This window comes from Microbacterium capsulatum (assembly GCF_030865425.1).
GTDB classification, from domain to species: domain Bacteria; phylum Actinomycetota; class Actinomycetes; order Actinomycetales; family Microbacteriaceae; genus Microbacterium; species Microbacterium capsulatum.
This window is the reverse complement of the sequence record NZ_JAVFCB010000004.1, coordinates 128,072-152,057: the sequence shown is the minus strand read 5'-3', so window position 1 is coordinate 152,057 and position 23,986 is coordinate 128,072. Positions and strand designations below refer to the sequence as shown.

21 protein-coding genes are annotated in these 23,986 nt (G+C 70.8%); 5 read left to right on the top strand and 16 right to left on the bottom strand.

Annotation, left to right across the window (positions count from 1 at the left end):
* Window positions 1-4 precede the first annotated feature (4 nt).
* From mmsB to mgrA, 5 genes are all read right to left on the bottom strand, one after another.
* Window positions 5-1,336, bottom strand: coding sequence for a multiple monosaccharide ABC transporter permease (gene mmsB / locus RBR11_RS08310; protein WP_373889782.1), 1,332 nt, complete (start codon window positions 1,334-1,336; stop codon window positions 5-7).
* Window positions 1,337-1,394: 58 nt separating this feature from the next.
* Complete coding sequence (gene mmsA, locus RBR11_RS08305; RefSeq protein WP_308489089.1) at window positions 1,395-2,915, bottom strand: multiple monosaccharide ABC transporter ATP-binding protein; 1,521 nt, start codon at window positions 2,913-2,915, stop codon at window positions 1,395-1,397.
* A 153-nt stretch (window positions 2,916-3,068) separates the two neighbouring features.
* Window positions 3,069-4,082 (bottom strand): LacI family DNA-binding transcriptional regulator, encoded by a 1,014-nt coding sequence (locus RBR11_RS08300; protein WP_308488862.1) that lies wholly within the window; start codon window positions 4,080-4,082, stop codon window positions 3,069-3,071.
* A 104-nt stretch (window positions 4,083-4,186) separates the two neighbouring features.
* A complete protein-coding gene (locus RBR11_RS08295; RefSeq protein WP_308488861.1) occupies window positions 4,187-5,113 on the bottom strand; it encodes a 4-(cytidine 5'-diphospho)-2-C-methyl-D-erythritol kinase in 927 nt (308 codons plus the stop codon).
* A gap of 27 nt (window positions 5,114-5,140) precedes the next feature.
* Window positions 5,141-6,205, bottom strand: a complete 1,065-nt coding sequence (gene mgrA / locus RBR11_RS08290) for an L-glyceraldehyde 3-phosphate reductase (protein ID WP_308488860.1) — start codon at window positions 6,203-6,205, stop codon at window positions 5,141-5,143.
* Window positions 6,206-6,433: 228 nt separating this feature from the next.
* On the opposite strand from mgrA, the gene RBR11_RS08285 reads away from it, so the two are divergent.
* Window positions 6,434-7,117, top strand: coding sequence for a DUF998 domain-containing protein (locus RBR11_RS08285; protein ID WP_308488859.1), 684 nt, complete (start codon window positions 6,434-6,436; stop codon window positions 7,115-7,117).
* Window positions 7,118-7,278: 161 nt separating this feature from the next.
* Here RBR11_RS08285 and rsmA read toward each other — a convergent pair whose 3' ends face one another.
* Window positions 7,279-8,121, bottom strand: a complete 843-nt coding sequence (rsmA, locus tag RBR11_RS08280; RefSeq protein ID WP_308488858.1) for a 16S rRNA (adenine(1518)-N(6)/adenine(1519)-N(6))-dimethyltransferase RsmA — start codon at window positions 8,119-8,121, stop codon at window positions 7,279-7,281.
* Window positions 8,122-8,165: 44 nt separating this feature from the next.
* On the opposite strand from rsmA, the gene RBR11_RS08275 reads away from it, so the two are divergent.
* Window positions 8,166-9,461, top strand: a complete 1,296-nt coding sequence (locus tag RBR11_RS08275) for an MFS transporter (RefSeq protein WP_308488857.1) — start codon at window positions 8,166-8,168, stop codon at window positions 9,459-9,461.
* Here the strand turns inward: RBR11_RS08275 and RBR11_RS08270 are convergent.
* The 4 genes from RBR11_RS08270 to rsmI all read right to left on the bottom strand — a co-directional run bounded on the left by RBR11_RS08270 (window position 9,443) and on the right by rsmI (window position 13,820).
* Window positions 9,443-10,333 carry a TatD family hydrolase gene (locus RBR11_RS08270; protein ID WP_308488856.1) on the bottom strand — a complete coding sequence of 297 codons (891 nt, stop codon included), beginning with the start codon at window positions 10,331-10,333 and terminating at the stop codon, window positions 9,443-9,445. The two genes, RBR11_RS08275 and RBR11_RS08270, sit on opposite strands and share 19 nt — an antisense overlap.
* Window positions 10,334-10,343: 10 nt before the next feature.
* Window positions 10,344-11,921, bottom strand: a complete 1,578-nt coding sequence (gene metG, locus RBR11_RS08265; protein ID WP_308488855.1) for a methionine--tRNA ligase — start codon at window positions 11,919-11,921, stop codon at window positions 10,344-10,346.
* A gap of 282 nt (window positions 11,922-12,203) precedes the next feature.
* Window positions 12,204-12,818, bottom strand: coding sequence for a class I SAM-dependent methyltransferase (locus RBR11_RS08260; protein WP_308488854.1), 615 nt, complete (start codon window positions 12,816-12,818; stop codon window positions 12,204-12,206).
* Between the two features lie 186 nt (window positions 12,819-13,004).
* Window positions 13,005-13,820, bottom strand: a complete 816-nt coding sequence (rsmI, locus tag RBR11_RS08255; protein ID WP_308488853.1) for a 16S rRNA (cytidine(1402)-2'-O)-methyltransferase — start codon at window positions 13,818-13,820, stop codon at window positions 13,005-13,007.
* A gap of 23 nt (window positions 13,821-13,843) precedes the next feature.
* Here rsmI and RBR11_RS08250 point away from each other — a divergent pair, with 23 nt between their 5' ends.
* Both RBR11_RS08250 and RBR11_RS08245 read left to right on the top strand, forming a co-directional pair.
* Window positions 13,844-15,418: a dolichyl-phosphate-mannose--protein mannosyltransferase gene (locus tag RBR11_RS08250; RefSeq protein ID WP_308488852.1), complete on the top strand. Its 1,575-nt coding sequence runs from the start codon at window positions 13,844-13,846 to the stop codon at window positions 15,416-15,418.
* Between the two features lie 10 nt (window positions 15,419-15,428).
* Window positions 15,429-16,391, top strand: a complete 963-nt coding sequence (locus RBR11_RS08245) for a magnesium transporter CorA family protein (protein ID WP_308488851.1) — start codon at window positions 15,429-15,431, stop codon at window positions 16,389-16,391.
* 40 nt (window positions 16,392-16,431) lie between these two features.
* Here the strand turns inward: RBR11_RS08245 and RBR11_RS08240 are convergent, their stop codons facing one another.
* The 6 genes from RBR11_RS08240 to RBR11_RS08215 form a co-directional block, all read right to left on the bottom strand.
* Window positions 16,432-16,908 (bottom strand): Lrp/AsnC family transcriptional regulator, encoded by a 477-nt coding sequence (locus tag RBR11_RS08240; RefSeq protein WP_308488850.1) that lies wholly within the window; start codon window positions 16,906-16,908, stop codon window positions 16,432-16,434.
* On the bottom strand, window positions 16,905-18,326 hold the full coding sequence (locus tag RBR11_RS08235; RefSeq protein ID WP_308488849.1) for an amino acid permease: 1,422 nt from the start codon (window positions 18,324-18,326) through the stop codon (window positions 16,905-16,907). The genes RBR11_RS08240 and RBR11_RS08235 overlap by 4 nt, the downstream gene beginning before the upstream one ends.
* Window positions 18,323-19,459 carry a histidinol-phosphate transaminase gene (locus RBR11_RS08230; RefSeq protein ID WP_308488848.1) on the bottom strand — a complete coding sequence of 379 codons (1,137 nt, stop codon included), beginning with the start codon at window positions 19,457-19,459 and terminating at the stop codon, window positions 18,323-18,325. The genes RBR11_RS08235 and RBR11_RS08230 overlap by 4 nt, the downstream gene beginning before the upstream one ends.
* 173 nt (window positions 19,460-19,632) lie before the next feature.
* Window positions 19,633-21,402 (bottom strand): thioredoxin domain-containing protein, encoded by a 1,770-nt coding sequence (locus tag RBR11_RS08225; protein WP_308488847.1) that lies wholly within the window; start codon window positions 21,400-21,402, stop codon window positions 19,633-19,635.
* 34 nt (window positions 21,403-21,436) lie between these two features.
* The gene (locus RBR11_RS08220) at window positions 21,437-22,273 is read right to left on the bottom strand and encodes an aldo/keto reductase (RefSeq protein WP_308488846.1); all 837 of its coding nucleotides are present in this window, start codon (window positions 22,271-22,273) and stop codon (window positions 21,437-21,439) included.
* A gap of 20 nt (window positions 22,274-22,293) precedes the next feature.
* Window positions 22,294-22,893, bottom strand: a complete 600-nt coding sequence (locus tag RBR11_RS08215; RefSeq protein WP_308488845.1) for a TetR/AcrR family transcriptional regulator — start codon at window positions 22,891-22,893, stop codon at window positions 22,294-22,296.
* A 101-nt stretch (window positions 22,894-22,994) separates the two neighbouring features.
* Between RBR11_RS08215 and RBR11_RS08210 the strand changes: the two genes are divergently transcribed.
* Complete coding sequence (locus RBR11_RS08210) at window positions 22,995-23,780, top strand: SDR family NAD(P)-dependent oxidoreductase (protein ID WP_308488844.1); 786 nt, start codon at window positions 22,995-22,997, stop codon at window positions 23,778-23,780.
* Window positions 23,781-23,986 lie beyond the last annotated feature (206 nt).

Below are 23,986 nucleotides of genomic sequence, written 5' to 3'. Positions count from 1 at the left end.
CCCCCTACTTGCCGCTCGCGTTGCCGGAAGCGGAAGGGGTGAACGGCTCGTCCTTGGCGGCGAACCGGCGGGTGAGGAACCCTGTGAGCGACGGACGGCCCTGCTGCTTGTTCCAGACGTCGACCGCCACCGCGAGCAGGAGCACGAGGCCCTTGACCATCGCGACGGTGTCGGCGCCGGCGCCGAGCAGCGCCATGCCGTTGTTGAGGAAGGCCATGACGAGACCACCGATGATGGACCCGACCACGGTGCCGATGCCGCCGGAGACCGCGGCGCCGCCGATGAACACCGACGCGATCGCGTCGAGCTCCCAGCCGTTGCCGTCCTGCGGGCCCGAAGCGGTGGCGCGGGCGACGTAGATCATCGCGGCGACCGAGGCGAGCACCGACATGTTCATCATCACGAAGAAGTCGGTCCAGCGGTCCTTGACGCCGGACAGCCGCGCCGCCTGGCGGTTGCCGCCGACCGCGTACAGGTGCCGGCCGAAGACGGTGTTGCGCGTGACGAAGGTGTACACGATCACGAGGACGAGGAGGATGATGCCCGAGATCGGGAAGCTCGTGCCGACGCGGCCTGTCGCGAACTGGTAGCCGGCGACGAGGATCAGCGCGGCGAGGACCACGACCTTGACCGCGCTCACCCACACCGGAGCCGTCTCGGTGCCCGCCCTGCTCTGCGAACGGCGCAGGAAGAACTCGAAGCCGACGACCCAGAGCGCCGCCAGCACGGCCAGCAGCATCGTGAGGAAGTTGAACGGCACCGCGATCGGCAGCTCGGGCAGGTAGCCGGCGCCGATGTACTGGAAGTCGGTCGGCACGGCGACCGAGGTCGACTGCCCGACCCACTGGTTGGCGCCGCGGAAGAAGAGCATGCCGGCCAGCGTCACGATGAACGCCGGCACGCCGACGAACGCGACCCAGAAGCCCTGCCACGCGCCGACGACCACGCCCACCCCGAGACCGAGCAGCACCGCCGCCCACCACGGGAAGTGCCAGTCCGCCATCGACTTCGCGACGACGATGCCGACGAACGCGGCCACCGATCCGACGGAGAGGTCGATGTGGCCCATGATGATGACCATCACCATGCCGATCGCGAGGATCAGGATGTAGGAGTACTGGTTGACGACGTTGATCAGGTTGCCCGGCGAGAGCGTCAGTCCGCCGGTCCAGACCTGGAAGATGAGGATGATGACGACGAGGGATCCGAGGATGCCGAACTGGCGGAGGGTCGACTGACCGCCGCCCATCATCTTCGTGATGTCGCGGAAGTGGAAGCCGTCCTTCTCGGGCGGGGTCTGCGGCCGGGTCTTCGGCGCTTCGGTCATGGTGCTCATGCGGATGCCTTCTGGGTCCGTGAAACCAGCACTGTGGTCATCGAGTACGGTGAATCGCTCATGCGGATGCCTTCTGAGTCAGGGAGGTCATGCTGCGCATGAGCGCCTCCGGGGTGGCGTCGTGGGCGGGGAGGCAGTCGGTGACGCGCCCCTCGAAGACGGTGTAGATGCGGTCGGACATGCCCAGCAGCTCGGGCAGTTCGCTGGAGATGACGATGACGCCCTTGCCCTGGGCGGCGAGCTCGTTGATGATCGCGTAGATCTCGTACTTGGCGCCGACGTCGATGCCGCGGGTGGGTTCGTCGAGGATCAGCAGATCCGGATCCGTGAACATCCATTTCGCCAGCACGACCTTCTGCTGGTTGCCGCCGGAGAGCGTGCCGACGCCCTGGTCGACGGTGGGCGTCTTGATGCGCAGGGACTTCCGGAACCGCTCGGCGACCTGGGTCTCCTCGAGGCCGTTCACGACGCCGCGCCGGGCGATCTTGCCCAGTTTGGCCGACACGATCGAGCGCTTGATCGAGTCGAGCAGGTTCAGGCCCAGCACCTTGCGGTCCTCGCTCACGTAGGCGAGGCCGTGCCGGATCGCGCTGCGCACGTCCGGGATCGCGATCTCGCGGCCGTCCTTGACGATCGTGCCGGAGAGGAACTGCCCGTAGGAGCGGCCGAAGATGCTCATCGCGAACTCGGTGCGGCCGGCGCCCATGAGGCCGGCGATGCCGACCACCTCGCCGCGGCGGACCTCGATGCTCGAGCCCTTCACGACCATGCGCTCGGAGACCGAGGGGTGGCGCACCCACCAGTCCTTCACCTCGAAGAACACGTCGCCGATCTCGGGGGTGCGGTCGGGATACCGGCTCTCCAGGGAGCGGCCGACCATCCCGCGGATGATGCGGTCCTCGTTGATCTCCCCTCGGCCGATGTCGAGCGTCTCGACCGTGCGGCCGTCGCGGATGATGGTGATCTCGTCGGCGATCTGCTCGATCTCGTTGAGCTTGTGGCTGATGATGATCGACGTGATGCCCTTGGCCTTCAGGCCCAGGATCAGGTCGAGCAGGTGCTGCGAGTCGTTCTCGTTGAGCGCGGCGGTCGGCTCGTCGAGGATCAGGAGCTTGACGTCCTTGTTGAGCGCCTTCGCGATCTCGATGAGCTGCTGCTTGCCGACGCCGAGGTGCTTGATCGCGACGTCGGGATCCTCGCGGAGCCCGACCCGGGCGAGGAGCTCGACCGTGCGCTGCTTCTGCGCCGTCCAGTCGATGCGGGCGCCGCGGCGGATCTCGTTGCCGAGGAAGATGTTCTCGGTGATCGACAGCTCGGGGATGAGCGCGAGCTCCTGGTGGATGATCACGATCCCGGCATGCTCGCTCGCGGCGATGTCCTTGAACCGCTGCTCCTGCCCGTAGAGCAGGATCTCCCCGTCGTAGCTGCCGAACGGGTACACCCCGGAGAGCACCTTCATCAGGGTGGACTTGCCTGCGCCGTTCTCGCCGCAGATGGCGTGCACCTCACCGGTGCGCACAGTGATCGAGACGTCGGAGAGGGCCTTGACGCCCGGGAACTCCTTGGTGATCGACCGCATCTCCAGGATGGGGCCTGCCACGGTCGGCAACGTCGTCGTTTCGCTCACGGATCTCCTTCGAGCCAGATTCCGTCCGATGTGACCGTTCACATCGGGTTACATGGTGCATCGGGCGCTCCGGCAGTGTCAAGTGCCGCCGCGGTTTTCGTGTCTCTACCGTGATGCGGCGGACTCGCGCCCGCAGAGCACGGGGACGACCGGCCCGAACACGGGAACGTCCTCTCCGCGGATCTCGGCGAGCAGGATCTGCACCGCGCGCCGGCCCAGCTCCGGGAAGTCCTGGTGCACCGTGGTCAACGGCGGCGCGATGTGCGCGGCCACCGGGATGTCGTCGAAGCCGACCACGCTCACGTCGATCGGGATCCGCAGCCCGGCGTCCCTGAAGCCGTGCATGAGCCCGATCGCCATCAGGTCGTTGCCCGCGAAGACGGCCGTGAAATCCCGCCGCCGGGCGAGCTCCTGCCCGGCGAAGTAGCCGAAGTCCGCCGTCCAGTCGCCGCGGATCGGGGCGAACGTCGGCAGGTCGGCGTCGCGCAGCGCATCGAGGTACCCACGCATCCGCGACTCCGCCTCGATCCAGTCCTGCGGTCCGGCCAGATGCAGGATGTCCTCGTGCCCGAGCCCGATCAGGTACTCGGTGATCATCCGGGCGCCGGCCACCTGATCCGCGGAGAGGCTCACCCCGTCCGATCCGGACGCGGTCTGCAGGCTCACGAACGGCACCGAGACGGCGAGCCCGCGCAGCACGTTGAACACGCGCACCTGCGGGGCGAGCACGACGAGCCCGTCCACGGACTCCCGCACGAGCTGGCGCACCGCCTGGCCGATCGCCTCCGGCGTGGTCTCCGGCAGGTTGAGCGTGCTGATCGAGTACCCCTCCGCCCTGGCCGCGTCCTCGATCGCGGCGATCGAGGAGGTCGGCCCGAACTCCCCCGTCGTCGCCGAGAGCAGCCCGAGCGTGCGCGAGCGGCTGGTCGCGAGTGCGCGCGCGGCGACGTTGGGCCGGTAGTCGAGGACGCGGATCGCGTCGAGCACCCGCTCCTTCGTCTCCGGACGGATGCTGGGATGGTCGTTCAGCACCCGGGAGACGGTCTGGTGCGACACCCCCGCGAGGCGGGCGACGTCACGGATGCTCGGCATCCGGGCGTGCGCGGAGGAGGTCGGCATGCGGAGCCTCCTCGATGTGCACGGTCACATGGACGTTCCCATTATGGGGTCAGCCGCCTCCGCCGCGCACGTGGCGGCACGGGAGGCATGCGGCGCGTCGGCGCTCAGGCGTCCGATTCCACGATGTGCGCGCCGCGCACCGGACCGTACGCCCGCCGCACCGTGCAGTCGCGCGCCCGCATCCGTTCCGCGATCCGGTCCGCGGCGCGCGCGTCCGCGCAGAGCAGGGCGATCGTCGGGCCCGATCCGGAGACGATGCCGGCGAGCGCGCCTGCGGCCACCCCCGCCTCGATCGTGTCCTCGAGCGACGGGCGGAGCCGGAAGGATCCCGCCTCGAGCTGGTTGCGCAGGCAGGGTGCGAACTGCTCGGGGTCGCCGGTGAGCAGCGCCTCGAAGAACGACGGTGGCACCTCGAACGGGTCCAGCGGGTCGTCGGCGAGCCGCGCTCCGCTCTCGGCCCGGACGACGTCGAACGCCCGGTACACGGCCGGCGTGGACAGGCCCTCGTCGTCGGTGATCAGCACCCACTCGTAGCGGCCGCGGGCGAGTGCCGGCGTCAGCACGTCGCCGCGTCCGGTGCCCACGGCGGTGCCGCCGGCCAGGGCGAAGGGCACGTCGGCGCCGAGCCTCGCGCCCAGCTCGTGAAGCCGGTCGTGACTGAGACCCGTGCGCCAGAGCTCGTTGCACGCGACCAGCGCCGCGGCCGCGTCCGCGGATCCGCCGCCCATCCCGCCGGCGACCGGAACGCTCTTGCGGATCTCGAGGTGCACGCCGCCGTCATGCCCGGTGGCGGCGGCGAGGACCTTCGCGGCGCGCAGCGCGAGGTTGCGGTCGTCGAGCGGGACCGTCGACGGATCGTCGACCCCCGACACGGAGAGGGTGAAGTCGTCGGACGGGGTCGCGATGACGTCCTCGTACAGCGAGACCGCCTGGAACACGGTCGACAGCGCGTGGTAGCCGTCCCCGTCGATCGAGCCGACACCGAGGAAGAGATTGATCTTGCCGGGCGCGCGGACGCGCACGCGGGTCACGAGCCGGCCCCCGCGACGATCATCGGATCAGAGCTCCGAGGAGACGGACCACAGGTCGACGTCGATCCCGCCGGCGATCATGTCGATCCGGGCCAGCTGCTCCGCGGTGAGCGCGGGGGCGTCGAGCGCGGCGAGGTTCTCGTCGAGCTGCGCGGGGCGCGAGGCGCCGATGAGGGCCGAGGCCACGACGCCGTCGCGGAGCACCCACTGCAGAGCGAGCTGCGCGAGGCTCTGGCCGCGCTCGCGGGCGACCTCGTTCAGGGCGCGCAGAGTCGCCAGGCCCTCGACGCTGAGCGGCCGGTCGGGCAGGGATCCGCGCTTCTGGGCCCGCTCCGCGACGCCGCCGCCGAGGTACTTGTCGGTGAGCAGCCCCTGCGCGAGCGGCGTGAACGCGATCGCGCCGAGGCCCTCCTCGCGGAGGGTGTCGGTCAGGCCGTCCTCCACCCAGCGGTTCAGCATCGAATAGGACGGCTGGTGGATCACGAGCGGGGTGCCCAGCTCGCGGGCGACGTCGACGGCGGCCTCGGTGCGCTCCGCGGAGTACGAGGAGATGCCGACGTAGCGCGCCTTGCCCTGGCGGACCAGGGTGTCCAGCGCGCCGATCGTCTCCTCCACGGGGGTGATCGGGTCGACCCGGTGCGAGTAGAAGATGTCGACGTGGTCCAGCCCCATCCGGGTCAGGGACTGCTCGGCGCTCGCCAGGATGTACTTGCGGCTGCCCAGGTCGCCGTAGGGGCCCGGCCACATGTCCCACCCGGCCTTCGACGAGATGATCAGCTCGTCGCGGTAGGGCTTGAAGTCCTCCGCGAAGATCCGGCCGAAGTTCTTCTCCGCCGAGCCGTAGGGCGGGCCGTAGTTGTTCGCGAGGTCGAAGTGCGTGATGCCGCGGTCGAACGCGTGCCGCAGGAGGGCCCGCTGGTTGTCCAGCGGGATGTTGTCGCCGAAGTTCCACCACAGCCCCAGCGAGATCGCCGGCAGGTACAGCCCGGAGGTCCCGACCTGGCGGAAGTGCGCGCGCTCGTACCGGTCCGCGGCGGCCGTGTACGGGCGGTGGATGTCGAGGACGTCGGGGCGGAAGCGCTGCTCGGTCACGGTCCCAGGTTAGCGGTGATGGGCGGATCCGGTCCTTGCCGTTCCGCGCGGTTCGGGGCTCGACACGGCGGCCGCTCGCGCCCGTCTCTCTCGCCGTCCTTCCAAGGGTTGGCTAAGATGAGGCGCCAAACGCAGACCGAGCCCGATCCGCGTTCGATCAACGCTCACCCGAGTGCGGATCCAGACCCGTCCTGTGCATTCGCTCGAGCGTATGGCGACAGGACAGTCATGAACTGGCACCCGCGCATTCCGTTCGTCCTTCTTGCGGCGTTCGTGCTCTGTGCGGCCATTCTCGCGGCCGCACTGACGACCGCCGACCCCCGCTGGTGGCTGTCCTGCTTCAGCCGCCTGGGGGCGATGCGCGACGGTTCGAGCGCCCTTTTCAACGTCGGCGCGATCACGGCCGGGGCGATGATCGCCCTCTCCGCGGTGCCTGTGAGCCTGGGCCTGCGAGGTGCTTCTCCCGCGATATTCCGGGCTCGGACGCGTGTTCTCACCCTCGTGCCGCTGCTCATCGCCACCCTCGGCGCGAGCCTCATCATGGTCGGCGTGCTGCCGCTCTCGCTCAGCGTCTTCGCGCACGAGCGGGCGGCGAACGGAGCCCTCGCCTCCTCCGCCGGGCTCCTGCTGGTGCACAGTCTCTACCTGCGCGGACTGTCCCGCGCGCTCGACCGGATCGCCACCGGAGCGGTCGTCGTCCTGGTGCTCGGGATAGCGGGATTGATCACCGGGGTGCTCACCCTCACGGTCTTCGAGGCCATGGCCTTCGGGTCGGTCATCACCTGGCTGCATGTGCTCGAGATGCGGGTGAAGCGGTTCACACGCGCCGTTCCCACCGGATTCTCAGCAAATTCTCAACAAAAACTTTTGTCCCCCATTTGGGGGACACGATATTCCGGTGTTACAGTCTAGTTCTCAGATGAGAACGTCGGTCGGGCCTGGGGACTCGATCGATCTGAAGGCACCTTCAGTCGAAGGAGATGTGCCCTCTCGGGAACCCGGATCCCGAGAGGGCACGACTTTTGTCCGGCCGCGGTTCCACGCCGTCGCCCCGGCGCCTCACGACGCGATCCTCACGCGTCGATCCGTGCGATCCGGTGGTAGTCCTCGACCGTGAGATCCTCGCCCCGGGCGGTCGGCGCGACCCCCGCCGCCTCGAGGGCGGCCGTCGCCTCGGCGGAGCTGCCGAACACGCCGGAGAGGGCTTGGCGCAGCATCTTCCGGCGCTGGTTGAAGGCGGCGTCGACGATCTGGAACGTCCGGATCCGCTCCGCCTCCGAGCCGCGCGGCTCGGGATCGCGGTGGAACCCGACCAGAAGGCTGTCCACGTTCGGCACCGGCCAGAACACCTGGCGCGACACCGTGCCGCTCAGCTTCCACGGGCCGTACCAGGCGGCCTTCACGCTCGGCGCGCCGTAGATCTTCGATCCGGGCTTCGCGGCGAGGCGTTCGGCGACCTCGGCCTGCACCATGACCACGCCCCGGGCGAGGTACGGGAACGTCTCGAGGAAGTGCAGCAGCACCGGCACTGACACGTTGTACGGCAGGTTCGCCACGAGCACGGACGGCTCGCCCGGCAGCTCGGTGACGCGCATCGCGTCCGCATCGACCACGGTCAGCGCGCCGTCGGGGACCCCGCGGTCGAGGGCCGTCTGCGGCAGCCGGGCCGCGAGGCGGTGATCGATCTCGACCGCGGTGACGCGCGCGCCGGTCTCCAGGATCGCGAGGGTGAGGGATCCGAGCCCCGGGCCGATCTCGACGACCCGCTCGGACTCCTGCACCGCCGCGGCCTGCACGATCTTGCGCACCGTGTTGGCGTCGACGACGAAGTTCTGGCCGAGCTTCTTGGTGGGCGTCACATCGAGTTCGGCCGCGAGCCGGCGGATGTCGGCGGCGCCGAGCAGGGAGACGGTCATCCCCCCATTCTCCTGTATCTCCGCCCCACCCCTAGGATCGACGGGTGCCCTCCCTCGGCGAACTCATCGCACCCCGCCGGATGGGCGTCGACTTCCGCTGGCTGATCGCCTCGTTCTGGACGAGCAACGTCGGCGACGGCGTCGCGCTCGCGGCCGCTCCCCTGCTCATCGCCTCGATGTCGGACTCGCCCGCGCTCGTCGCCGCGGGCGCGATGATGCAGTTCCTGCCGTGGCTGCTGTTCGGCCTGCACGCCGGTGCGATCGCGGACCGTTTCGACCGCCGCCGCCTGGTGATGCTCGGCAACGCCCTGCGCGGGCTCGTGGTGCTGACCCTCTGCGTCTTCCTGCTGACCGGGCACGCGACGATCGCGCTGGTCCTCGTCGTCACCTTCCTCTACGGCACGGCCGAGGTGTTCGTGAACTCCGCGAACAACACCCTGCTGCCGATGACGGTGCGGCCGGAGGATCTCGGCCTCGGCAACGCCCGCCTGCAGTTCGGCTACCTCGTCGCGAACCAGCTCGGCGGGCCGCCGCTGGGCGCCTTCCTCTTCGCGATCGGATCCTTCTGGCCGTTCCTCGTCCAGGTGCTCTGCGTGCTGCTCGCGGTCGCGCTCGTCTCGCGCATCGCGAAGACGCCGGTCCCGCTCCGGGATAGCGCCACCCGGGAGAGCGCCGCGAAGCCGCGCACCGCCGTGCACACCGACATCGCCGAGGGGATCCGCTGGCTGTGGCGCAACCCGCCGGTGCGCACGCTCGTGCTGATCATCCTCACGTTCAACATCACCTGGGCCGCCCCGTGGAGCATCCTCGTGCTCTACGCGACGGAGCACCTGCACATGGGGCCGGTCGGCTACGCGGCGCTGACCACGGCGTCCGCGGTGGGCGGGATTCTCGCGACGCTGACCTTCGGCTGGATGCAGCGGCGCCTCTCATTCGCGCTGCTCATGCGGGTCTGCCTGACGCTCGAGGTGCTGACGCACCTGGCGATGGCGGTGACGACGGCGGGCGCCGCGGCGCTCGTGATCCTCGGCGTGTTCGGCGCCTACGCGTTCGTGTGGGCCACGATCTCCACCACGGTCCGCCAGCGGCTCGTCCCCCTCGAACTGCAGGGGCGGATCGGATCCGTGAACATGATCGGCGTGTTCGGCGGAATGGTGATCGGCCAGGCGCTGGGCGGTGCGATCGCCCAGACCTGGGGCCTCACGGCGCCGTGGTGGTTCGCGTTCGTCGGCTCAGGACTCACGCTCGTGCTCGTCTGGCGGTCGGTCTCGCACCTCGCGGCTGCGCCGCCGATGCTCGATGAGGACGCTCGCCGCGAGGTTCAGGCGAACGAGCCGTAGACCTCGAGCGTGTTCGCGGCGACCCGCGCCGCGAGTTCGTCGACGTCGACGCCGAGCTCGGCGGCCATGAAGCGCAGCGTGATCGGGATCAGGTACGGCGCATTCGGGCGGCCGCGCAACGGCGCAGGCGTGAGGAACGGCGCGTCGGTCTCCACGAGGATCCGCTCCCGCGGGGTCACCGCGAGCGCGTCGCGGAGGTTCTGCGCGTTCTTGAACGTGATGTTCCCGGCGAACGACAGGTAGTAGCCGGCGTCGCCGCAGATCCGGGCCATCGCGTCATCGCCGGAGAAGCAGTGGAACACCGTGCGCGCGGGGGCGCCGAGCCGGGCCAGGGTCGCGAGGACGTCGTCGTGCGCGTCGCGGTCGTGGATCTGCAGGGCCAGGCCGTGCTTCTTCGCCAGCGCGATGTGCGCCTCGAACGAGGCCTGCTGGGCCGCGCGGCCGGGCTCCTCGGTGCGGAAGTAGTCGAGCCCGGTCTCGCCGATCGCCCTCGTGCGCGGGTGCGCGGCGAGCTCGTCGATGACGGCGATCGCCTCGTCGAGCGCCCCGGCCCCGGCGTACGCCGGCGCGTCGTTCGGGTGGATCGCGACGGCCGCGAGCACGCGCGGATCCGCCTCGGCCGCGGCGACCGCCCAGCGGGACGACTCGATGTCACCGGACGCCTGCACGACACCGAGGATCCCGACAGCCTCGGCACGGTCGAGCTGCTCGGCGAGGCTCAGGCCGACGTCGCCGTCGGCGATCTCCAGGTGGCAGTGGTTGTCGTAGGCGGGCACCGCGAGCGCTTCGGGCGCGGGCGGATAGCGCAGATCCTTGCGCCCGTCCGTCGCGCGCTCGCGCACGTAGGTCTCGGGAATGCTCGCGTCCGTCATCGCGGTCGGCTCAGGCCGTGGCCTCGATGCGCGGGAACAGCGGCGAGAGCACCTGCACCTGCGTGCCGGCGGGCAGCTGCCCCCAGCGGCCGGCCTCGCGGATCGGCTGCGCGTCGAGCGCGCCGAGCCCGCCGCCGGCACCCAGGGCGCCCCAGAGCTTCGCAGTCGCCTGCGGCATCACCGGGGAGAGCAGCACGGCGAGCGCGCGCAGACCCTCGGCGCAGGTGTAGAGCACGGTGCCGAGGCGATCCTTCTGCTCCTCGTCCTTGGCCAGCGACCACGGCTCGTTCTCGGTGATGTAGTGGTTCAGCGCGTCGACGATCTTCCACACGTCGGCGATCGCCTCGTCGATCCGGAACCGCTCGACCGCCGCGTCCGCGTCCGTCGCAGCCTTCGCGACGAGCTGCTGCACGTGCAGATCCTGCTCCGTGTAGTCGCTCGCGGCCGGCACGACCCCGCCGAAGTAGCGCTCGATCATCGCGATCGTGCGCGAGGCGAGGTTGCCGAAGCCGTTCGCCAGCTCGGCCTGGTAGCGCGCGGACAGGTCTTCCCAGGAGAAGGATCCGTCCTGCCCGAAGGCGATCGCGGAGAGGAAGTAGAAGCGGTAAGCGTCGGATCCGAAGACGTCGGTGATCTCGGTCGGGGCGATGCCGGTGAGCTTCGACTTCGACATCTTCTCGCCGCCGACGAGCAGCCAGCCGTGCGCGAACACGCCCTTGGGCACCTCGATGCCCGCAGCCATCAGCATCGCCGGCCAGATCACCGCGTGGAAGCGGAGGATGTCCTTGCCGACGACGTGGTAGCCCGGCCAGCGCTGGCCGAAGCGGTCCTCGTCCGCGCCGTAGCCGACGGCCGTGACGTAGTTGAGCAGGGCATCCACCCAGACGTAGATGACGTGCGAGGTGTCCCACGGCAGCGGGATGCCCCAGTCGAACGTGGAACGCGAGATGGAGAGGTCCTTCAGGCCCTGCGACACGAACGAGACGACCTCGTTGCGCGCCGAATCCGGGCGCACGAAGTCGTGCTCGGTCTTGTACAGCTCGAGCAGGCGGTCCTGGAACTCGCTGAGCTTGAAGAAGTAGTTCTTCTCCTGCAGCAGCTCGAGCGGCTTGGAGTGGATCGCGCAGACCTTGAGCCCCTCGAAGGGCCCGGTGCCGTCGACGATCTCGGACTCCGGCTTGAACTCCTCGCAGCCGACGCAGTACAGCGCCTCGTACTCGCCCGCGTAGATGTAGCCGGCGTCGTACAGACGCTGGAAGAAGACCTGCACGTTGGTCTCGTGCCGCTCCTGCGTGGTGCGGATGAAGTCGTCGTTCGCGACGTCGAGCGTGTTCAGCAGCGGGAACCAGCTCTCGCTGACGAGCTTGTCCACCCATTCCTGCGGGGTGACGCCGTTCGCGGCCGCGGCCCGCAGCATCTTCTGGCCGTGCTCGTCGGTGCCGGTGAGCATCCAGGTGTCGTCGCCGGCCTGGCGGTGCCAGCGCGCGAGCGTGTCGACGGCGACGCTGGTGTAGCCGTGCCCGATGTGGGGCACGTCCGACGGGTAGTAGATCGGCGTGGTGATGTAGAAGGACTCGCCTGCGGGCATGCGTTCGATTCTAGGCGGACGCGAGGTGCGGGCCGCGCGCCGTGACGGCGCCGCCGATCCGCCTGCGCCCTGGCCGATCCCCGTGCGCGCGGCCCGGTCGATCCCCGGACGCGCGCCCCGGTCGATCCCCGGACGCGCGGCCCGGTCGATCCCCGTGCGCGCGACCCGGTCGATCCCCGTGCGCCTGCCTCGGAGATGTGCGCGTTCTTCGGACCGATCCGCCGGAGGGGTCCGACGAGGGCGTACATCTCCGTGCGAACGGTCGGGCGCGCGGGCCGGACGTCAGCGCCGGGTCGCGATCAGCGCGCCGTGCGGGCGGACACTGCCGACGGGGCCGGGCTCGCGCTCTCGCCGCTCCGCGTGCGTCGCCGTGAATCCCGCGTCGTCGAGAAGCGCGCCGAGCGCCTCGGCCGACCAGAAGTACGCGGGTGCGACCGCGTGCGCGAACTCCTCCCCCGGCGTGCCGTCGAAGAAGCCGATCAGGATCCGGCCGCCAGCCGCCGTCACCCGTGACAGCTCGGCGAGCACAGCGGGCAGGTCCGCCGGCGGCAGATGGATGAGCGAGTACCAGGCGAGGATCCCGCCGAACGATCCATCGGGGAACGGCAGCTCGCGCATCGACGCCGCCTCGAACCGGACTCCGGGGTGGCGTTCGCGGGCGGCAGCGAGGAACTCGGTGGAGAGATCGACGCCGATGACGTCCCGTCCGCCCTCGGAGAGGACGGCGGTCCACTGCCCCGGGCCGCAGCCCGCGTCGAGCAGCACCCCGGGCGTCTCGTCGCGCCAGCGCTCGATGCGATCGACGTCGGCGCGCTCCATCTGCTCGATGCTGCCGATCAGCGCGATGTACTCCGCCGCCCGCGCGTCATAGGCCTCCGCCACCTGTTCGTCACGCATTCCTCGATCCTCGGCTCCAGGATGCCGCTGCACGCGCAGAACCGCGGCGACACGCACAACCTCGGAGAAGTGCGTGATCTTCGGATCGGATCCGGGATGTCGTCCGAGCGAAGCGCACATCTCCGTGCGGGGTGCACAGCCCGGTCGGGGTGCCGGGTCGGGGTGCCGTTCCCGGGCGTTCCGAGCTCAGCGCGCGGCGAGCGCCGCCTGGTACAGGTCGCGGGAGCCGAGGCCGGTGGCGGCGGCGACCTCGGCGCAGGCGTCCTTGAGGCGCACCCCCGAGGCGACGAGGGCCTGCACCTGTGCCAGCGCGTCCTCCGGGGAGACCTCGCGCGGAGCCGCGCCGGTCACGACCACGACGATCTCGCCCTTCACGCCCCCGGCCGCCCACTCCGCGAGCGCGGCGACGCCGCCGCGGCGCACCTCCTCGTAGAGCTTGGTGAGCTCGCGGCAGACCGCGGCCGGCCGGTCCGGGCCGAACGCCCCGGCCATGTCGTCGAGTGTCGCGGCGAGACGCGACGGCGATTCGAAGAACACCATCGTCCGCGGCTCGGCGGCGAGCGCGGCGAGGGCGGAGCGGCGCTCCCCCGTTTTGCGCGGCAGGAAGCCCTCGAACGTGAACCGGTCGGTGGGCAGGCCCGAGACGGCCAGCGCGGTGACGACCGCGCTCGGTCCGGGGATCGCGGTCACCGTGACGCCGCGCGCGGCGGCGGCTGCGACCAGGCCGTATCCGGGATCGCTCACGGTCGGCATGCCGGCGTCGCTGAGCACGACGATGTCCTCGGTCTCGGCGAGCTCGGCGAGCTCCGCCGCCTTCGCCTTCTCGTTGTGGTCGTGCAGCGGGATGAGCCGCGGCCGGTTCGCGATCGCGAGGGCCTGCAGCAGCCGCTGCGTGGTGCGGGTGTCCTCCGCGGCGACGATCCGGGCGTTCTCCAGCACCTCGACGAGACGCCGGGAGGCGTCCCCCAGATTGCCGATGGGAGTTGCCGCGAGGATGATCACCCGCCCAGCATAGGCTGGTTGCCGTGACCGCCCCCCTGCTGCCCGACATGGATGTCGTGCTCGAGCATCGCCCGACCGCGTGGGAGCGCATCCGCGACTGGTGGGAGCTCGATCCGGGTCGCCGGCGGATCCTCTGCTGGCTCGCTCCGACGCTGGTCACCCTGCTCGCGGCACTGCTGCGGATCGTCGGGGTCGGGCACCCGCACACGCTCGTGTTCGACGAGACGTACTACGTCAAGGACGCCTGGTCGCTGTGGGCGCAGGGGTACGAGGGCGCGTGGCGCAGCAACGCCAACGACCTGTTCGCGAAGGGCGACACGAGCGCGCTGGAGACGGCGGCCGCGTTCGTGGTGCACCCGCCGCTGGGCAAATGGCTGATCGGGCTCGGGATCGTCCTCTTCGGCCCCGGGTCCAGCTTCGGCTGGCGGATCGTGACCGCGCTCGTCGGCACGCTGAGCGTGCTCGTCGTCTACGTCATCGCGAAGCAGCTGAGCGGATCGATCGCCGTCGCCACGATCGCGGGGCTGTTCATGGCCGTCGACGGGCTCGGGATCGTGCTGTCCCGGGTCGGGCTGCTGGACGGGATCCTCACCCTCTTCGTGCTGCTCGGCGTCCTGTTCCTGGTCCTGGATCGGAAGCGCTCGATGCCGGCGCTCGAGGATCCGGCGTTCCACGCGCGCGGCGATGCGCCGACGCTGTGGGGGCGCGTGCTGTGGCGGCGCCCGTGGGTCCTCGCCGCCGGGGCCGCCCTGGGCGCGGCGAGCTCGGTGAAATGGTCGGGCGCCTACCTGCTGGCCGCCGCCGGCCTGTACCTCGTCGTGACGGACGCGCTCGCCCGGCGCCGGGCCGGGGTGGCGCTGTGGCCGAGCGATGCGGCGTTCCGCCAGGGGCCGGTGACCTTCCTGTTGCTGGTTCCCGTGGCCGCGGTCGTCTACGTCGCCTCCTGGACGGGCTGGTTCGTCACGGCCGGCGGCTACGACCGCCGCTCCGTCGACGGGAACGCGCTCGCCTCGTGGCTCCACTACCACCAGGACATCCTCGCGTTCCACGTCGGGCTGACCGCGTCGCACCCCTACGCGAGCCCGGCGTGGCAGTGGCCGTTCCTGGTGCGACCGACCTCGATGTGGGTCGGCGGGCAGAATCAGCCGTGCTTCGGCACCACCGGCTGCATCGGCGAGATCACCTCGATCCCGAACCCGCTGATCTGGTACCTGGGCGTGGCCGCCGCGGTCTACCTGCTGGTGCGGTTCGTGCGCGGCCTGGCGCGGCGCAGTCCGATGCCATGGAGTTACGCGATCCCGCTGGTCGGCCTCGCGGGCGCCTACCTGCCGTGGCTGGCGTTCCCGGAGCGGACGATCTTCCAGTTCTACACGGTCGTGATGGCGCCGTTCCTGATCCTCGCGCTCGTTCTCGCGCTGCGCGACATCGCCGGGCGGCCGGCCGACGCCCGCACCCGCCGGCAGTCGGGCCAGCGCACCGTGGTCGTCATCGTCGTGATGATCGTGCTCGTCTCGGCGTTCTACCTGCCGCTGTGGATCGGGCTTCCGGTGCCGTGGTGGTTCTGGAACCTGCACAACTGGTCGCCGAGCTGGATCTGACGGAGAAGACATGCGCATCCTGGACACCATCGACGAGGCCGCGATCTCGCAGCTGCGCGCGCAGAACGAGTTCTTCTGGCTCGATCTGACGGATCCCGGCGCGGACGACGTGCAGCACCTCGGCACGCTTCTCGGCCTGCATCCGCTCGCGATCGAGGACACCACGAAGTTCGGCCAGCGCGCCAAGCTCGACACGTACGGCGAGACCGCGCTGCTCGTGCTCCAAGGCGGGGTCGAGTCGGTGCCGGAGGACGAGAACGACCACCCCCTCGAAGAGGTGCACTGCCACCTCAGCGGCGAGTTCATCGTCACCGTGCACGGCGCGCGGTTCACCGACCTGCAGCATGTGAAGACGCTGCTCGAGCGCTCGACGGCCCCGAAGACCGAGCGCTACTACGTCTACAAGATCATCGACGTGGTCGTGGACAGCTTCTTCCCGATCCTCAGCGACCTCGATGAGGAGATCAACGAGCTCGAGGACGCGATCATCTCCGGGGCCGGCCGGCGCGAGCTGCAGGAGACGTTCCGGCTGAAGCGGCTGCTGCTCAAGCTGCGCCGCGCCGTCGTGCCGATGCGCGACCTGTTCGCCCGGCAGGCCGAGGAGATCACGGATCTGGCGGGGCTGGAGAGCGACAGCCACGACTACTTCCGGGACATCTACGACCACCTGATCCGGATCTCCGACGAGATCGACGGCTACCACGACATGGTCTCGGGGTGCACCGACCTGTACGTGTCGATGATCGCGAACCGTCAGGGCGAGACGTCGAAGCAGCTCGCGATCATCGCCTCGATCTTCCTGCCGTTGAGCTTCCTCACGGGGTTCTTCGGGATGAACTTCGACTGGTCGATCGCGCACGTGCTCACCGGCCCGTGGTCGTTCTTCCTGCTCGGGATCGGATCGATGGCCGTCTCGGGCGGGATCATGTGGTGGTGGTTCCACCACAAGGGCTGGACCGGCAACGACGAGTAGCCCGGATCAGGATCCCCTCTGGAGCAGGATCCGTCGCGGATCAGGATCCGGCGGCGTGCTCGACGAGCGGCAGGACGCGGCCGGAGAAGTGCGTGCGCAGCGCGATCGCACTCGCCGTGCGGGCCACGCCCGGAACGAGCGCGATCCGATCCAGCACGCTCTGCAGCTGGTCGGCGTCGTGCGCGACCAGGCGCAGCTGCATGTCGCTCGCCCCGGTCACGGTGTACATGTCCACGATCTCCGGGATCGCGCCGCCCAGCGCCTCCGCGACCCGGTCGTGACCGACCTTCTGGTCGATCTCGACCTGGCAGAACGCGGTCAGCGCGTAGCCGAGCCCGCGCGGGTCGATCCGCGGGACGACGCCCTCGATCACGCCGTGCTCGTGCAGCCGGGCGAGCCGGCTCGTCACGGTGCCCCGGGCCACGCCGAGCCGCCGCGCGCATTCCAGCACGGGCAGCTGCGGCGTGTCGGTGAGCAGCCGGATAAGGGCCGCGTCGAGGGCGTCGATCCGCATCATCGCCTCGTCAGGACGTCGTCCTCGAACGCGGCGTCCTTGAGCACGCCAGGGCGGGACAGGCCACGGGTGAGCCGCGCGCCGATCACGAGCACGGCGGTGAGGCCGATCGTGAGCAGCAGCTGGGTGCGGGCGGCCTCGTCGAGCATCGCGAGCACGATGACGGCGCCGAGCAGCACGAGCGTCAGGATCGACAGCCCGGGGAACGCCCACATCCGCATCGGCAGCGTCACGCCCGCGGCGTCCGCCCGGCGGCGCAGGATCAGCTGCGAGACGGCGGTCGCGGTCCAGATCACGAGCAGTGTCGAGCCGACGACGTTGAGCAGCGCGGGCAGCACCTGCTCCGGCCAGAACCAGTTCAGGATCACGGTCACGAACCCGAACGCGACGGACGCGAGCACGGCCACCTGCGGCACACCGGCCGGGCTCGTACGGGTCAGCCCGAGCGGGGCGAGACCGCGCTCGCCGAGCGAGAACGCCATCCGCGAGGCGCCGTAGATGTTCGCGTTCATCGCCGACAGCAGCGCGATGATGACGATGAGGTCCATCACCAGGCTCACGCCCGGGATCCTCAGAGTGTCCAGCACCGCCGAGAACGGCCCGGCCTTCACCGCGGCGGAGTTCCACGGCAGCACCGCGACGATCACGAAGATCGACCCGACGTAGAAGATCAGGATCCGGACCATGACCTCGCGCACGATCCGGCGGATGTTGCGCGACGGGTCGTCGGACTCGGCGGCCGCGATCGCGACGACCTCGGTGCCGCCGAACGCGAACACGACGATGAGCAGGGCACCCGCGATGCCCGCGATCCCGGTGGGCGCGAAGCCGCCGTGCGCGACGAGGGCGCCCACGCCCGCGGCGGGGGCGCCGGGGATCAGGCCGACGATCGCGAGCACGCCGACGACGAGGAAGAGGATGATCGCGGCCACCTTGATCGCCGCGAACCAGAACTCGAAGCGACCGTAGTTGCGCACCCCGAGCAGGTTCACGACGGTGAGGGCGGCGACGAAGACGAGCACCCACGCCCCCTCCGGCAGGCCCGGGAAGCGGTGGGCGACGATCCCGGCGGCGCCGGTCGCCTCCGCGGCGATGACGACGACGAGCTGGATCCAGTACAGCCAGCCGACGGCGCTGCCCGCGCTGCGGCCCATCGCCTTCTGCGCGTAGGAGCTGAACGCGCCCGAGCTGGGATTCGCGGCGACCATCTCGGCGAGCATGGTCATGATCAGCACGACGATCGTGCCGGCGACGAGGTACGACACGATCACGGCGGGACCGGCGAGACCGATCGCCTGCCCGGATCCGACGAACAGGCCCGCGCCTATCGCGCCGCCCAGGCCCATCATCGAGATCTGCCGGCGGGTGAGGCCCGGGTGCAGGCCCTTGGTCGTGGTGGTGGTCAGCGGCACCTCGGTCATGCGGAGACCTCCTCGCGGACGGCGGCGGCGGGCGTGTCGACCCCGAGGGCGGCGGCCACCCGGGCGATGTCCTCGGCGGATCCGGACGAGATGCGCACGCCCTCGCCCGGGAAGGTGCGGGCCACGACACCGCCCGCGTGCAGGAGCTCGTCGAGCTCGATGGAGCGCTCCCCTGCCGGCACCCAGACGAAGTTGGCCTCGGAGGGCACGGCCGGCCAGCCCGCGACGTGCAGGACCGCGATCAGGTGCTCGCGCTGGGCGACGACCTCGGCGATGCGCACGGCGAGCTCGTCCTCGGCGTCGAGCGACGCGACGGCCGCGGCCTGGGCGAGGTCGGTGACGCCGAACGGCACGGCCACCTTGCGCTGGTTGGCGGCGACCTCGGCCGGAGCGATCGCGTAGCCGATCCGGAGCCCGGCGAGCCCGTACGCCTTGGAGAAGGTGTGCAGCACGGCCACGTGCGGGTAGCGGCGGAACAGCTCGAGACCGGCGCCGCGGTCGCCCTGCTGCTGGGACGACGCCGCGTCGAAGTAGTCGGACTGGTCGAAGTGCACGTAGGCCTCGTCGATCACCACGAGCACGTCGCGCGGCACCGCGGCCACGAAGCGCTCGAGCTCCTCCGGCCCGACGACGGTTCCGGTCGGGTTGTTCGGGTTGCACACGAAGATGAGCCGGGTGCGCGGGGTGATCGCGGCGAGCATCGCCTCGAGGTCGTGCCGGTGCTCGGCGTCGAGCGGCACCATGACCGGGGTCGCGCCGGCGATGCGGACGAGCGACGGGTAGGCCTCGAAGGAGCGCCAGGCGAAGATCACCTCGTCGCCCTCGGCCGCGACGGCGTGGATGAGCTGGCCGGCGAGCTCGACGGATCCGGCGCCGACGGTGACCTGCTCCGGGTCGACCCGGTAGCGCTCGGCGAGGCGGCCGATGATCTCCGGCGCGCTCATCTGCGGATAGCGGTGGATGGATCCGAGACGGTCCTGGATCGCGGCGACGACGGACGGCAGCGGCGGGTGCGGGGACTCGTTCGAGGAGAGCTTCGAGGCCCCGGCCGGGGCGGAGCGCCCCTGCTTATACGCCGGGACGGCGTCCAGTCGCGCGGGGGACGGCAGGGGCTGCCGGGAGGGAGGGGTCATCGTCTGTGCGTCCTTGCGTAGGCGGCGGCGTCGCCGGCGGTCACGACACTCTAGGCACGCCCCGCTCCGATGGACAAACGGCCCATCGTCGACTGCGCACGGCGCACCGTCCGGGGGCGGATCCCGAACGGTCGCTGAGCAATCTGCCCAGTGCGACCGGGGGCGGAGAGCTGTCAGCGGGCGACCGGGACGGCGTCCGGCTCCGAGACCGGCAGACGGCAGACGAAGCCGCGGCAGTCGTACACGACGCCGTCGACGCCGTCGCGGTCGTCGAAGAGCATGAATCCGGCGGCGGACCAGGCGCGCGCCTGCGCGGGGCTCACCACGGCGATCACGTCGGCGTCGGCGCGGCGCGCGGCGTCCGCGAGCGCTCCGGACGGTTCCGAGGTCACGGCGACCACTTGCCGCGGCGGCCGGGCGAGGCCGTGGGCGACCCGCAGAAGGGCGCCGTAGCCGAACGGGTGCTCCAGGGCTCTCCCGGTGCGCGCCGCGATCAGCGCCTCCGCCTGTTCGCGGTGCTCCTGCGCCACACCGAGCCGCCACGCGGTCAGCGAGGCCGCGGCGCGCGCGGCGGCGCCCGAGGGCAGGTCGCCGTCGCCGTCGTCACCGGCGATCGGGATCGGATGCGCCGCGAGGACCGGATCCGGGGCGGGCTCGGCGGCGAGCACCTCGAGCGCCCGTGTCGCCCAGGCGGATTCGCCGGTCGCGAGGGCGAGGGCGAACAGCCCGTCCGCGAGCAGGGAGAGGTCGGCCGTCGTCGCCACGGCGGCGGAGGCGGATCCGTCGAGCGAGGCGCGGACCAGGGCGCCGGCGTCGTCGCGGTTCACGGCCAGCACCGCGTCGGCCGCCCGCGCCGCCGAATCGATCCACTCCTGCTGCCCGAGTGCCGCGCCGGCCCGGGCGAGGGCGCCGATCGCGAGACCGTTCCAGCCCGTGATGACCTTGCCGTCCACGGCGGGCGGCTCGAGCCCTTCGCGCTCGGCCACCGGCCGCTGGTAGAAGCCGCCCTCGCTGCGCGCGCCGTCGATCCACGACTCCGAGTCCTGCGCCGCGCCGAAGCCGCCCCCGGGCCGGCGCAGCACGTCGACGAGGAAGCGCGCGACGCCGCGGACGACGTCGTTCCTGCCGGCGTCGAGCGCGACCTCGAGCAGCTGGGCGTTGTCGGTCAGCATCCGCTCGTAGTGCGGCACGGTCCAGTTCCGCTGCGTCGCGTACCGGAAGAAGCCGCCGTCCTCGTCGCGCAGCTCGGAGGCGGCCATCGCGTCCAGCGCGCGGTCGACCACGTCGGTGCGACCGCTCGCCTGCAGGAATCGCAGGGTGGTGGCGACGGGGAACTTCGGGGCGCCGCCGAAGCCGCCGAACGTGCGATCCTCGCGCGCGGCGATCCGCTCGGCCGCGTCGGCGAGCACGTCCTCCGACGGCAGGGCGGATCCGCCGGTCCCGGAGGCCGCGGTGAGCGCATCGGCCACGTCCGCGGCCTGCGCGTCCACCTGGTCGCGGCGCTCGGTCCACGCCTCCTGGACGGCGTCGAGCACCGTGCGGAACGAGGGCATGCCGCCGCGGGCGAACGGCGGGAAGTAGGTGCCGGCATGGAAGGCCAGGCCCTCCGGTGTCGCGAACACGGTGAGCGGCCAGCCCAGATCGCGGCTGAACGCGGAGGCGGCCGCCATGTACGCGGCATCGACGTCAGGATGCTCCTCGCGGTCGACCTTGACCGCCACGAATCCGGCGTTCAGCGCCTCGGCGGTCACCGGATCCGAGAACGACTCCCTGGCCATCACGTGGCACCAGTGGCAGGTCGAATAGCCGATCGAGATGAGCATCGGCACGTCGCGCCGCCGCGCCTCGGCGAACGCCTCCGGCCCCCACGGATACCAGTCCACGGGGTTGTCGGCATGCGCGCGCAGGTACGGACTCCCGGTCCCGGCGAGGCGATTGCTCATGCGTTCACGCTACGCCGGGGCACGCCCCTCGGCGTCAGTTCACCTCGTCCGGGTGGGCGCTCACGCGGCCGGATCCGTCGCCCGGGTCGATCGCGGAGATCGCAGCGAACTCGACGTCGCTCAGTGCGAAGTCGAACAGGTCGAGGTTCTCCCGCAGACGCTCGGCGCGCACCGACTTCGGGAAGACGATGTTCCCGTGCTGCAGGTGCCAGCGCAGCACGACCTGCGCCGGGGTCCTGCCGTGCGCGGCGGCGGCATCGGCGACCGCGGGCAGCGAGAACAGGTCGTACTTGCCCTGGCCGAGCGGGCCCCAGGCCTCGATCTTCACGCCATGATCGCGCGCCCAGGACACGACCTCGCGCTGCTGGTGGGCGGGGTGCAGCTCGATCTGGTTCACCGCGGGGAGCACGCCGGTCTCCGCCGCGATGCGCTCGAGGTGCGGGACGAGGAAGTTGGAGACGCCGGCCGAGCGGGCAAGGCCCCGGTCGCGGATCGCGACGACCTTCTCCCAGGCGTGCACGTAGTTGTCGCGGGCGGGGGTCGGCCAGTGCACGAGGTAGAGGTCGACGTGGTCGAGGCCGAGCCGGTCCAGGCTCTCCGCGATCGCGGCGTCGGGCTCGTCGCCGTCGTGGCGGTCGTTCCACAGCTTGGTCGTGATGAACAGCTCGTCGCGCGGGATGCCGCTGGACGCGATCGCCGCACCCACGCCCGCCTCGTTGCCGTAGATCGCGGCGGTGTCGATGTGGCGGTAGCCGATCTCGAGCGCCTCGCTCACCGCGCGCTCGGTGTCGGCCGGATCGACCTTGAACACCCCGTATCCGAGCTGCGGGATCGTGGTGCCGTCGTTGAGCGTGATGTCGGGGATCGTCATGGATCCCAGCCTAGGAGGGACTACGAGCGGGGTGCGAGCGCCGCGAAGACGCGCACGGCGACGTCCGCCGGGGATCCCTTGCCGCTCAGACCCGCGTCGGACTCGGCCCATTCCTCCAGCCCGATCCGGATCGCCTCGGTCGCGGCCGCGGCGAGCACCCGGGCGCCGAACCGGTCGCGGTCGCCGCGCTCCTGGATGAGGGCGACGAGCGTCTCCTCGGACTCGTGGTTGACCCGATGCCACACGGCCCGCAGATCGCGATCCTCGGCGAGCGCGCGCAGCAGCGGACGGATCCGGGTGATGCTCGCCTCCTCCTCGGCCGTCGTCGGCGTGAGCATCGTGCGGATCACCCCGGGGACGGCCGCCGCGAGGTCGCCGTCGACCTCGCGCAGGGCGGCCTGCCAGCGGGCCGCGCCCACCTCGAGCTCGGGGGCGACCGCGTCCTCCTTGGTCGGGAAATACCGGTAGAACGTGCGCAGCGAGACGCCTGCGGCCTCGGCGATCTCCGCCGCCGTCACCTGAGCGACGCCTCGATCGGCGAACAGCCGGGACGCCTCGGCGGCGATCTCGCGCGCCGTCTCCGCCTTGCGGCGGGACATCAATCCGAGCGGGGTCTGCATGGATCCGAGAATACGGGAATAGCTTTCCTTTTCACGCGTTGAGTGACAATATGGCATGCCGTGCCATTCTGACACGACACCGACATCTGGAAGGATTCCACATGAACCGCTACGAAGGACGCCGCGCGCTGGTCACCGGAGGCGGATCGGGCATCGGTCAGGCCACGGTTCTGCGCATGCTCGCCGAGGGCGGCCGCGTCGTCGCCGCCGACGTGAGCGCCGCGGGCCTCGCGGACACCGTCGCCAAGGCCGGCGACGCCGCCGAACGCCTCACCACGGTCGAGGTCAACATCGGCGACGAGGCGTCGGTCCGCTCCGGCGTCGCCGCCGCGGTCGAAGCCCTGGGCGGGCTCGACGTGCTGGTCAACGCCGCCGGCATCCTGCGCTCCTCGCACACCCACCAGACCACGCTCGAGCAGTTCCAGCAGGTCATCCAGGTCAACCTGGTCGGCACCTTCCTCATGATCCGCGAGGCGATCCCCGCGCTCCTCGAGGGCACCGACTCCGCCGTCGTGAACTTCAGCTCGACGTCGGCGATGTTCGCGCACCCGTACATGGCCGCGTACGCCGCGAGCAAGGGCGGCGTGCAGTCGATGACCCACGCGCTGGCGGCCGAGTACGCCAAGCAGGGCATCCGCTTCACCTCCGTGCAGCCGGGCTCGATCTCGTCGGGCATGACCGACGGATCCGGCCAGAGCAAGCAGAGCCAGGGCCCGGGCCTTCCCGAGGACGCCGACATGAGCCTGTTCATGAAGCTCGCCCCGGCCATCGGCCAGGGCTTCGCCGGCCCCGAGTCGGTCGCCGGCGTGGTGGCGATGCTCGCGAGCGCCGACGGGAAGTTCATCACCGGCACCGAGGTGCGCATCGACGGCGGCACGCACTTCTGAGCCGACGCCCTTCGGGGGTCGTCGAGCGAGCGGAGCGAGCGGAACGCGGTCCGTTCTCGGTCGTTGAGCGAGCGGAGCGAGACGAAACGCGGTCCGTTCTCGGTCGTTGAGCGAGCGGAGCGAGACGAAACGCGGTTTCCTGCGGGGAACCGCGTTTCGTCTCGTCGCTGCGCTCCTCGCTCAACGACCCCGATCGCTCCTCGCTC

Bases quoted from the DNA above. Each gene is read 5' to 3' on its own strand.
- mmsB (WP_373889782.1), bottom strand. From the start codon at position 1,336: ATGAGCACCATGACCGAAGCGCCGAAGACCCGGCCGCAGACCCCGCCC.
- mmsA (WP_308489089.1), bottom strand. From the start codon at position 2,915: ATGCGGTCGATCACCAAGGAGTTCCCGGGCGTCAAGGCCCTCTCCGAC.
- RBR11_RS08300 (WP_308488862.1), bottom strand. From the start codon at position 4,082: ATGCCGACCTCCTCCGCGCACGCCCGGATGCCGAGCATCCGTGACGTC.
- RBR11_RS08285 (WP_308488859.1), top strand. From the start codon at position 6,434: ATGAACTGGCACCCGCGCATTCCGTTCGTCCTTCTTGCGGCGTTCGTG.
- rsmA (WP_308488858.1), bottom strand. From the start codon at position 8,121: ATGACCGTCTCCCTGCTCGGCGCCGCCGACATCCGCCGGCTCGCGGCC.
- RBR11_RS08270 (WP_308488856.1), bottom strand. From the start codon at position 10,333: ATGACGGACGCGAGCATTCCCGAGACCTACGTGCGCGAGCGCGCGACG.
- metG (WP_308488855.1), bottom strand. From the start codon at position 11,921: ATGCCCGCAGGCGAGTCCTTCTACATCACCACGCCGATCTACTACCCG.
- RBR11_RS08260 (WP_308488854.1), bottom strand. From the start codon at position 12,818: ATGCGTGACGAACAGGTGGCGGAGGCCTATGACGCGCGGGCGGCGGAG.
- RBR11_RS08245 (WP_308488851.1), top strand. From the start codon at position 15,429: ATGCGCATCCTGGACACCATCGACGAGGCCGCGATCTCGCAGCTGCGC.
- RBR11_RS08240 (WP_308488850.1), bottom strand. From the start codon at position 16,908: ATGATGCGGATCGACGCCCTCGACGCGGCCCTTATCCGGCTGCTCACC.
- RBR11_RS08235 (WP_308488849.1), bottom strand. From the start codon at position 18,326: ATGACCGAGGTGCCGCTGACCACCACCACGACCAAGGGCCTGCACCCG.
- RBR11_RS08230 (WP_308488848.1), bottom strand. From the start codon at position 19,459: ATGACCCCTCCCTCCCGGCAGCCCCTGCCGTCCCCCGCGCGACTGGAC.
- RBR11_RS08225 (WP_308488847.1), bottom strand. From the start codon at position 21,402: ATGAGCAATCGCCTCGCCGGGACCGGGAGTCCGTACCTGCGCGCGCAT.
- RBR11_RS08220 (WP_308488846.1), bottom strand. From the start codon at position 22,273: ATGACGATCCCCGACATCACGCTCAACGACGGCACCACGATCCCGCAG.
- RBR11_RS08215 (WP_308488845.1), bottom strand. From the start codon at position 22,893: ATGCAGACCCCGCTCGGATTGATGTCCCGCCGCAAGGCGGAGACGGCG.
- RBR11_RS08210 (WP_308488844.1), top strand. From the start codon at position 22,995: ATGAACCGCTACGAAGGACGCCGCGCGCTGGTCACCGGAGGCGGATCG.